Origin of the sequence: Pseudoflavonifractor sp. An184, assembly GCF_002160305.1 — a bacterium.
GTDB lineage: Bacteria > Bacillota > Clostridia > Oscillospirales > Oscillospiraceae > Lawsonibacter > Lawsonibacter pullicola.
Genome location: NZ_NFKI01000084.1, coordinates 1 through 9639, shown reverse-complemented (window position 1 = coordinate 9639; position 9639 = coordinate 1). Strand labels below are relative to the sequence as shown.

General features: G+C 61.2%; 11 protein-coding genes. All 11 read left to right on the top strand.

Annotation, left to right across the window (positions count from 1 at the left end; all coding sequences use genetic code 11):
* Positions 1–269, top strand: a 269-nt coding sequence (locus B5F19_RS17770; RefSeq protein WP_204248350.1) for a hypothetical protein, incomplete at its 5' end; no start/stop codon positions are given.
* Positions 270–468: 199 nt separating this feature from the next.
* Complete coding sequence (gene metA / locus B5F19_RS15830) at positions 469–1392, top strand: homoserine O-succinyltransferase (RefSeq protein ID WP_087292414.1); 924 nt, start codon at positions 469–471, stop codon at positions 1390–1392.
* 265 nt (positions 1393–1657) lie between these two features.
* Positions 1658–1861 (top strand): DUF378 domain-containing protein, encoded by a 204-nt coding sequence (locus B5F19_RS15825; protein ID WP_087292420.1) that lies wholly within the window; start codon positions 1658–1660, stop codon positions 1859–1861.
* Between the two features lie 251 nt (positions 1862–2112).
* Entirely contained in the window at positions 2113–3009 is an 897-nt protein-coding gene (locus tag B5F19_RS15820; protein ID WP_087292412.1) for a phosphate ABC transporter substrate-binding protein, read from the top strand.
* Between the two features lie 217 nt (positions 3010–3226).
* Positions 3227–4063: a phosphate ABC transporter permease subunit PstC gene (gene pstC, locus B5F19_RS15815; RefSeq protein ID WP_242972847.1), complete on the top strand. Its 837-nt coding sequence runs from the start codon at positions 3227–3229 to the stop codon at positions 4061–4063.
* 3 nt (positions 4064–4066) lie between these two features.
* Complete coding sequence (pstA, locus tag B5F19_RS15810) at positions 4067–4918, top strand: phosphate ABC transporter permease PstA (protein ID WP_087292405.1); 852 nt, start codon at positions 4067–4069, stop codon at positions 4916–4918.
* 23 nt (positions 4919–4941) lie between these two features.
* Entirely contained in the window at positions 4942–5697 is a 756-nt protein-coding gene (pstB, locus tag B5F19_RS15805; RefSeq protein WP_207752341.1) for a phosphate ABC transporter ATP-binding protein PstB, read from the top strand.
* Positions 5697–6338 carry a phosphate signaling complex protein PhoU gene (gene phoU / locus B5F19_RS15800; protein ID WP_087292402.1) on the top strand — a complete coding sequence of 214 codons (642 nt, stop codon included), beginning with the start codon at positions 5697–5699 and terminating at the stop codon, positions 6336–6338. The genes pstB and phoU overlap by 1 nt, the downstream gene beginning before the upstream one ends.
* A gap of 74 nt (positions 6339–6412) precedes the next feature.
* Complete coding sequence (locus tag B5F19_RS15795; protein WP_087292399.1) at positions 6413–7114, top strand: response regulator transcription factor; 702 nt, start codon at positions 6413–6415, stop codon at positions 7112–7114.
* A 9-nt stretch (positions 7115–7123) separates the two neighbouring features.
* Entirely contained in the window at positions 7124–8785 is a 1662-nt protein-coding gene (locus B5F19_RS15790) for an ATP-binding protein (protein ID WP_087292397.1), read from the top strand.
* A gap of 89 nt (positions 8786–8874) precedes the next feature.
* Positions 8875–9387, top strand: coding sequence for a DUF4358 domain-containing protein (locus B5F19_RS15785; RefSeq protein ID WP_087292394.1), 513 nt, complete (start codon positions 8875–8877; stop codon positions 9385–9387).
* Positions 9388–9639: the final 252 nt, after the last annotated feature.

The window sequence follows — 9639 nt, the reverse complement described above, 5'->3', positions numbered from 1 at the left end:
CACACCGCTCTCAGCGGCGGGAGTTTATTTTACCATCTCGTTTCGCCCTTGTCAAGCACTTTTTTCAAGTTTTTCAAAACTTTTTTCAGCGCTTTTCCAAGAGGAAACCATCCGGTTCGCTCCCCGGCCGCCCTCGCGGACGACCTGTTTATATTACCACCGCTTCCTCGCTTTGTCAAGCACTTTTTTCAAATCTTTTTCGATTTGTTTTCGCGCTCAACTCGCTCTGGAAGGGAGTTTTCCGCCGCCCTCGCGGACAGCTTACGTAGGATACCACACCCTCCCTCCCTTGTCAAGCACTTTTTTCCTCTTTTTCGCGTTTTTTCTGCAAATTGCCCTCTCGCCCCCTTTTGTCCGTGTGCGGCGCACATTTCTCCACGAAATTCTCTCTTGCACAACCACCGCAATTATGATACCCTTGAATCTATCCTTACGATACTATATTTAAATAGGAAAGAGGTCTTTCCCATGCCAATCAAGATTCCCGACTCTCTGCCCGCCACCGCCACTTTGGAGAGCGAAAATATCTTTGTCATGACAGAGTACCGGGCCATGCATCAGGATATCCGTCCGCTGAAGCTGCTGATTCTGAACCTGATGCCCACAAAGATCGTGACTGAGACTCAACTGCTGCGGAAGCTGTCCAACTCCCCGCTTCAGGTACAGGTGGAGCTGCTCCACACCCTCAGCCACGTCTCCCAGAACACGGATGCGGAGCATCTGTCCTCCTTCTATACCTCCTTTGACCAGATCAAGGACCGGAATTACGACGGCATGATCATCACCGGAGCTCCGGTGGAAAATCTGGACTTCACCGACGTGGACTACTGGGACGAGCTGTGTCAGATCATGGACTGGACCACCACCCACGTCCACTCCACCCTCCACATCTGCTGGGGGGCGCAGGCCGGACTCTACTATCACTATGGAATCCCAAAATATAACCTGGGCAAAAAGCTCTTCGGCGTCTTCCCCCACACCATGGTCCGTCCCCAGTCCCCCCTGTTCCGGGGGTTTGACGACATCTTCTATGTGCCCCACTCCCGCTACACGGAAAACAAGCTGGAGGACATTCAGAAGGTCCCGGAGCTGGAGCTGCTGGCCGTCTCGGAACAGGCCGGGGTGTTTGCCGTCAAGAGCTCGGACAACCGCCGGTTCTTTATCACCGGCCACCCGGAGTACGACCCGGAGACCCTGGCCAGCGAATACTTCCGGGACGTGAACAAGGGAATCGACATCAACATCCCGGACAACTACTTCCCTGACAACGACCCCAGCCAGCCCCCTGTGGTGCGCTGGCGCTCCGCCGGCCAGCTCTTCTATACCAACTGGCTCAATTACTATGTGTACCAGACTACCCCCTATGATCTGAGAAACATCTCCAGCACCTGATTTCTGAATATACAAAATCAACTGCGGCAGGCCATCCCATGATCGGCCCGCCGCAGTTGATTTTCATATTTATAGGGAACTGCCCTATTCCCGCTCCCCCCGGTCAAAAACCGAGCCGCAAGCTGTTCTCGTAGCATACAGCATCCGTGCCATCTCCTTCTAAAACAAAGTATAAAATCTTCCGGCCCCACACTTCCCTGCATATTTTTCCCCAGGCGGGGCAGACTACCTGCGAAGCCCAAATCGGAGGAGGTAAGAAACCGTGATTATCGATAAAATTGCCCTGGCTCTGCTGATCATCGGCGGTTTGAACTGGGGCAGCGTGGGGCTGTTCCAGTTCGACCTGGTGGCCTTCGCCTGCGGCGGATCGGCCAGCATGATCAGCCGGATCATCTATACCATTGTGGGCCTGTCCGCCGTGTGGTGCATCTCTCTGCTGTTCCGGGATATGTCGGACAAGAAAAACTGACCGCGGACGGGGCGGAACCTTTCTGTTAGAAGGGCGGCTGGGATTTCGTATCCCAGCCGTCTTATTTTACATGTCATAATGTTCAAAAACCTTCTCTTTTGTTCAAAAAGGCCAGATTTTACAAAATAAAATTTCATTTTACATGTATTTAACATTGAGGCTGTTTCCAATTTTACATTGGCTTTTTATACTGGCAACCGTAATCCGAAGAAGAAACTACATAATCACTTCAATAAAGGAGAACGATGAAAATGAAAAAGTTTACCTGCCTTGGCCTGTCCATGGTCCTCGCCCTCGGCCTGCTGGCCGGCTGCGGCGGCAACGACGCCAGCACCAGCGAGCCCGCCGGCTCCACCCCCGACGCTGCCACCTCCACCACCGAGCTGAGCGGCTCTGTGGCCACTGACGGTTCCACCTCCATGGAGTCTGTCATCGGCGTGCTGGGCGAGCAGTTCATGGCCGACCACCCCGACGTGTCTGTTACTTATAACCCCACCGGCTCCGGCGCCGGCATCGAGGCCGTGACCAACGGCAGCTGTGACATCGGCCTGGCCTCCCGCGCCCTGAAGGACGAGGAGAAGGAGGGGGGCCTGACTGAGACCATCGTGGCCCTGGACGGCATCGCCATCATTGTCAACGGCGAGAACTCCGTCACTGACCTGTCCCTGGAGCAGATCGCCTCCATCTACACCGGCGAGGTCACCGACTGGTCCGAGTTCGGCAGTGAGGCCGGCACCATCGCCAACATCGGCCGCGAGTCCGGCTCCGGCACCCGGGACGGCTTTGAGTCCATCACCGGCACCGAGGACGCCTGCGTTCTGGCCCAGGAGCTGAACTCCACCGGCGCTGTCATCGAGGCCGTGCGCACCACCCCCGGCGCCATCGGCTACGCCTCTCTGTCCGCTGTTGAGGGCCAGGAGGGCATCACCGTTCTGACCGTGGGCGGCGTGGCTCCCTCTGAGGAGACCGTTCTGGACGGCACCTACGCCATTCAGCGTCCCTTCGTGTTCGCCACCCGCACCGACGAGGCCCTGTCCGACGCCGCTCAGGCCTTCTTTGACTGGGCTACCTCTGAGGACGCCAACTCCCTGATCGAGAGCGCTGGCGCTGTGCCCGTGGCCGGCACCGACGCCGCTTCCGCTGCCTAAGGGAAGCACCGAATCTGTGATACGCGGAGCAGCCGCCGTTCCACCCTGGGGCGGCGGCCGCTTGTGTGAATTGAGAATTGAAGGAGGGGGCCGCGGGTCCCCGCGTTAGAAGGAGAATACTATGGAATACGAAACTGTGGGCGCCGCCGTGGACGGGTCCGCCGTGGGACAGCCCAAATATAAGGTGAAGGCCAAGCGCAAGCCGCTGGAGGTCTTCATGAACGCCCTGTTTTTCCTGTGCGGCATGGTGGCCGTGGCCTTTGTGCTCATCATCAGCATCTATCTGGTGATCTCCGGCCTGCCCGCCATTCTGGAGATCGGCCCCATCAATTTCCTGTTCGGGACCCGCTGGTACGCCTCTACCGGGGACTTCGGCATCTTCGCCATCATCCTCACCTCCATCGCCGGTACGGCCGGCGCCATTCTGATCGGCGTGCCCATCGGCCTGATGACCGCCATTTTCCTGGCCAAGGTGGCCAACCCCAAGCTGGCCAAGGTGGTCCATACCGCTGTGGAGCTGCTGGCCGGCATCCCCTCGGTGGTGTACGGCCTGGTGGGTATGATCCTGCTGGTCCCCGCCATCCGGGTGGCCTTCGGCCTCCCCTCCGGCGCCACGCTGCTGGCCGCCATCATCGTGCTGTCCATTATGATCCTGCCCTCCATCATCTCCGTGTCGGAGACCGCCCTGCGGGCGGTGCCCCGGGAGTATGAGGAGGCCTCCCTGGCCCTGGGCGCCACCCACATCGAGACGGTGTTCCGGGTGACCGTCCCCGCCGCCCGCAGCGGCATTGCCACCGCCATCGTCCTGGGCATCGGCCGCGCCATCGGCGAGGCCATGGCCATCATCATGGTGGCGGGCAACGTGGCCAATATGCCCGGCCTGCTCACCCCGGTGCGCTTCCTCACCACCGCCATCGCCTCGGAGATGTCCTACGCCTCCGTGGGCTCCCTGCACCGCAACGCCCTGTTCTCCATCGGCCTGGTGCTGTTCCTGTTCATTATGATGATCAACGTCTTCCTGAACGTGTTCATCAAAAACAAAAAGGAGGGCTGAGCCATGGAAAGCAAGACACTCTCTCCCAGCCGCCGCCTCTATGACCGGGGCCTGCGGGCTCTGCTGTACCTGTGCGGCTTCCTCACCTGCGCCCTGCTGGTGCTGATCATCGGCTACATCTTCTTCCGGGGCATCCCCCACATCAGCCTCAGCCTGCTGACCACCGAGTCCAGTTACATCAACGACACCATCGGCATCCTGCCCAACATTCTCAACACCATCTACCTGGTCGCCCTGGCCATGGTGATCGTGCTGCCCCTGGGCGTGGGCGCCGCTATCTACCTGACCGAGTACGCCACCAACCGCAAGTTGGTGTCCATGATCGAGTTTGCCACCGAGACCCTCACCGGCATCCCCTCCATCATCTTCGGCCTGGTGGGCATGCTGTTCTTCATCCAGCTCATCGGCTGGCAGACCGGCGTGCTGGCCGGCGGCCTGACCCTGGTGGTGATGATCCTGCCCACCATCGTCCGCACCACCCAGGAGTCTCTGAAGACGGTGCCCCAGTCCTACCGGGAGGGCTCCCTGGCCCTGGGGGCCGGCAAGTGGCATATGATCCGCACCGTGGTCCTGCCCAATGCCATCGACGGCATCGTCACCGGCTGCATCCTGGCCGTGGGCCGCATCGTGGGCGAGTCCGCCGCTCTGCTGTACACCGCCGGTTTCGGTCTGGTGCTCAACGACTTCTTCACCTCTCTGGAGTCCTCCTCCGCCAGCCTGACCGTAGCTCTGTACGTCTATGCCAGCGAGCGTGGCGAGACCGACGTGGCCTTCGCCATCGCCACCATCCTGATGGTGCTGACCCTGGTCATCAACCTGTCCGCCAGCCTGGTGGGCCGCAAGCTCAAGAAATAATTCGGAATAGGGAGAATCAGAATATGTCCACCATCATTGAAGCCAAGAATTTGAATCTGTGGTACGGGGCCCACCACGCCCTCCACGATGTGAATATCGAGATCCCCGAACATGAGATCACCGCCCTGATCGGCCCCTCCGGCTGCGGCAAGTCCACCTTCCTGAAGACCCTCAACCGCATGAACGACCTGGTGGAGGGCATCCGCATCGAGGGAGAGATCAACTACGGCGGCCAGAATATCTACGACCCCGGCGTGGACACCACCTGGCTGCGCAAGCAGATCGGCATGGTGTTCCAGAAGGCCAATCCCTTCCCCATGTCCATCTATGACAACGTGGCCTACGGTCCCCGCACCCACGGCATCCGCAGCAAAGTGAAGCTGGACGAGATCGTGGAGGAGTCCCTGCGGGGGGCCGCCATCTGGGACGAGGTAAAGGACCGCCTGAAGAAGTCCGCCCTGGGCCTGTCCGGCGGCCAGCAGCAGCGCCTGTGCATCGCCCGGGCCCTGGCCGTCAAGCCGGACGTCCTGCTCATGGACGAGTCCACCTCCGCCCTGGACCCCATCTCCACTTCTAAGATCGAAGATCTTGCCGCCGAGCTGAAAAAGGATTATACTATTATCATGGTCACCCATAACATGCAGCAGGCCGCCCGTATTTCCGACAAGACCGCCTTCTTCCTGCTGGGAGAGCTGGTGGAGTTCGGCGACACCGAGCAGATGTTCTCCATGCCCAAGAACAAGAAGACGGAAGACTACATCACCGGGAGGTTCGGATAATGCGGGACAAATTCAACGAACAGCTGGAACAGCTGAATGTAGAGCTCATCCGGATGGGCGCCCTGTGCGAGGAGGGCATCTCCGCCGCCACCAAGGCCCTGCTGGATCAGGACGACGATCTTCGGGAATCCGCCATGGCGGCCGAGCGGGAGATCGATCAGAAGGAGCGGGACATCGAAAACCTGTGCATGAAGCTGCTGCTCCAGCAGCAGCCGGTGGCCAGCGACCTGCGTGCCATCTCGGCGGCCCTGAAGATGATCTCCGACATGGAGCGCATCGGCGACCAGGCCGCGGACATCGCCGAGATCACCCGCTTCATTGCCGACAGCCCCCTCACCAGCCGGGTGTCCATTGCGGAGATGGCCCGCAGCGTCATCGGCATGGTCACCGACAGCATTGACTCCTATGTGCGCAAAAACCTGGAGCTGGCCCAGAGCGTGGTCCGGAAGGACGACGAGATCGACGAACTGTTCCTGAACGTGAAAAACGAGCTGATCCGCCTCATCGGCCAGGGGGACGACGGCGAGGTGTGCATCGACCTGCTGATGATCGCCAAGTACCTGGAGCGCATCGGCGACCACGCGGTGAACATCGCCCAGTGGGTGGAGTACTCCCTCACCGGACAGCACAGCGAGGACTAATAGAATATGCTTTGGGAGCGGACGGACGACGCCCGCTCCTTCTCAATCAGATACATGTAAGGGGTTGAAACGCCGTGATCTATATACTGGAGGACGACGCCAGCATCCGGAAGCTGGTGGTCTACACCATCCAAAGCCAGGGCATGGAGGCCGAGGGCTTCGAGCGCCCCTCCCAGTTCTGGGAGGCGCTGGAGCAGAAGACGCCGGAGCTGGTCCTGCTGGACATCATGCTGCCGGAGGAAGACGGGCTCCAGGTGCTCAAGCGCCTGCGCTCCCTGCCGGCCACCAAGGGCGTGCCTATCATCATGCTCACCGCCAAAAGCACCGAATACGACAAAGTGCTGGGCCTGGATGAGGGGGCCGACGACTATGTGGCCAAGCCCTTCGGCATGATGGAGCTGATGGCCCGTATCCGGGCCGCCCTGCGCCACGGCGGGCAGGAGGCCCCCAAGGAAAAGACCTACTCCCTGGGCTCTCTCTTTGTGGACCCGGCCCGGCACATCGTCCGGGACGGGGACCGGGAGGTCACCCTGACCCTGAAGGAGTTTCAGGTGCTCTGCCTCCTGCTGGAGCGGGCGGGCACCGTCTTTACCCGGGACCAGCTGCTCAACACCATCTGGGGCTATGAGTTCGACGGAGCCAGCCGCACGGTGGATGTGCACATCCGCACCCTGCGGCAGAAGCTGGGACACTCCGGGGACTGCATTGAGACGGTGCGGGGCATCGGCTATAAGATCAGCACAGACCTTTCCGCGGGCACAGCCCGGAATGAATAAGGAGCGGACATGACGGCAAAACTCTTTCGTACTTCCATGGCAGTGGCAGTATCGGTGATGGTACTGTCCATTGCCCTCTTTATGGGGATGCTGTACCAGTATTTCAGCGACCAGATGATGACCGAGCTGGAGAGCGAGACCTGGCTGGTGTCCCACGGGGTGGAGCTGGACGGCATGGATTACCTCAACGGCCTGCACACCACCAGCCGGGTGACCTGGGTGGCCGCCGACGGCACAGTCCTCTACGACAACGAGGCGGACGCCTCCACCATGGAGAACCACGCCGACCGGGAGGAGATCCGGGAGGCCCTCACCTCTGAGACGGGCACCGCCCAGCGCTTCTCCTCCACTCTGTCAGAGCAGACCCTGTATGTCACCCAGCGGCTCTCCGACGGGACGGTGATCCGTCTGGCCAGCGCCCAGAAGACGGTGGGACTGCTGCTCATCTCCATGATCCAGCCCATTTTGATCATCCTGGTGCTGTCCCTGCTGCTCTCGGCGGTGCTGGCCTCCCGGCTGTCCAAGGGGCTGATCAAGCCGATTCTGAGCCTGGATCTGGAGCACCCGGAGGACTGTGAGACCTACGACGAGCTCACCCCCCTCCTCTCCCGCCTGAAGCGGCAAAACGACACCATCCAGCAGCAGATGAATCTGCTCAAGCAGCGGCAGACCGAGTTTGCCGCCCTCACCGACAACATGTCCGAGGGCTTTCTGCTTCTGGACCGGCAGGGCCACGTGCTCTCCCACAACTCGGGCGCTCTGCGCCTGCTGGGCGTGGAGGAGCCGGAGGGCGAGGTCAATGTGCTGGTGCTCAACCGGGAGGAGCCCTTCCGCCAGGCGGTGGACGAGGCCCTCTCGGGCAAGCGCAGCCAGCAGATGCTCCATCTGAACGGCCGGTACTGCAAACTGCTGGCCAATCCGGTGCTGGCCGACGGAAAGCCCGCCGGCGCTGTGCTGGTGCTTCTGGATGTGACCGAGCAGGAACAGCGGGACGAGCTGCGGCGGGAGTTCACCGCCAATGTCTCCCACGAGCTGAAAACCCCCCTCACCTCCATCTCCGGCATCGCAGAGATCATGCAGAGCGGCATGGTCAAGCCCGAGGACATCCAGAGCTTTGCCGGCGACATCTACCAGGAGGCCCAGCGCCTCATCGCCCTGGTGGAGGACATCATCCGCCTCTCCCGGCTGGATGAGGGGGCCGAGAGCCTGGAGCGGGAGCCGGTGAATCTCCTCTCCATCGCCCAGGATGTGGCCCGGCGGCTGGACTCCGCCGCCCAGAAGGCCGGAGTCACCCTGAAGGTGATGGGCCTGTCGGTGGAGGTGCGCGGCATCCCCAGCGTGTTGGATGAGATGGTGTACAACCTGTGTGACAACGCCATCAAGTACAACCACCCGGGCGGCACCGTCAATGTGACGGTGGCCCCCACTGACGACGGGTCGGCCGAGGTCACCGTGGAAGACACCGGCATCGGCATTCCGGTGGAGGACCAGTCCCGGGTGTTCGAGCGGTTCTACCGGGTGGACAAGAGCCACTCCAAGGAGATCGGCGGCACCGGTCTGGGGCTGTCCATCGTGAAGCATGGGGCCTCCCTCCACGGGGCCCAGATCCACATGGACAGCCAGGTGGGCCGGGGGACCTCCGTCCAGCTGCTGTTCCCGCACCATGAATAACGCGCTGTGAAAGCGGGCATCCTGCCAACAACGGGCCGCCGGACCACTGTCCGGCGGCCCTGATTTTTGCAGCATGGGGAGGATTGCTGATGAAGAAGAGAGCTGCGCTCTTGTGCGCCGCGGCGCTGGCCCTGGCCGCCCTGACCGGCTGTTCCGGCGGGGAGCCGGAGCGGACGGCGGAGGAGTGGACCGACCTGTACGTCCAGGCCATCACAAACCACGGCGGCGAAATGGTGGAGTACAACCCGGTAATCAGCCGATTTGATCCGGAGGACGGGACCTCCGCGCTGGCTCTGGAGTCTCTGGGGCTGGCAGAGGAGGACATGGAGGCCTTCGGGGCCAGCGTATCCGTGATGAACACCCAGGCATACGCCATCGCCGCCGTCCGGCCGGTCCAGGGCAAGACAGACGCGGTGCGGGAGGCCCTCCAGGGCTATGTGGACCGGCAGCAGAGCAGCTTTGAGTTCTACCTGCCCGATCAGTACCAGATAGCTCAGGACGCCCGGCTGGAGACTCTGGAGGACGGTACCGTCCTGCTGGTCATGTGCCAGGATGGCGATGCAGTGTTTGAGGCCATCCGCGGGGAGCTGGAGCGCGCATAGCCGGCCAGCTTACAAAGCAGAGGGGCGCGGCCAAATGGCCGCGCCCTTACCAGGCGTCGAAAAAGTCTTTGGACTTTTTCGACGCCTGGTAAATGCCGATACTTTCCCGCCGCCGTGCGGCGGAAAAGTCCTCGCTGCGCTCACTGAACGCCTTGCCATGCAAGGCATTCAGGGCATTCGATCCCACTCGAGGCGGGCTGCCGCCCCCTCGAGCTCCCCCGCCAAAACTTGAGCGGATTCATCTCTACATAG

Coding starts and splice junctions, on each gene's coding strand:
- pstC (WP_242972847.1), top strand. CDS start 3,227: ATGAACGCCCTGTTTTTCCTGTGCGGCATGGTGGCCGTGGCCTTTGTG.
- pstA (WP_087292405.1), top strand. CDS start 4,067: ATGGAAAGCAAGACACTCTCTCCCAGCCGCCGCCTCTATGACCGGGGC.
- metA (WP_087292414.1), top strand. CDS start 469: ATGCCAATCAAGATTCCCGACTCTCTGCCCGCCACCGCCACTTTGGAG.
- pstB (WP_207752341.1), top strand. CDS start 4,942: ATGTCCACCATCATTGAAGCCAAGAATTTGAATCTGTGGTACGGGGCC.
- phoU (WP_087292402.1), top strand. CDS start 5,697: ATGCGGGACAAATTCAACGAACAGCTGGAACAGCTGAATGTAGAGCTC.
- B5F19_RS15790 (WP_087292397.1), top strand. CDS start 7,124: ATGACGGCAAAACTCTTTCGTACTTCCATGGCAGTGGCAGTATCGGTG.
- B5F19_RS15785 (WP_087292394.1), top strand. CDS start 8,875: ATGAAGAAGAGAGCTGCGCTCTTGTGCGCCGCGGCGCTGGCCCTGGCC.
- B5F19_RS15820 (WP_087292412.1), top strand. CDS start 2,113: ATGAAAAAGTTTACCTGCCTTGGCCTGTCCATGGTCCTCGCCCTCGGC.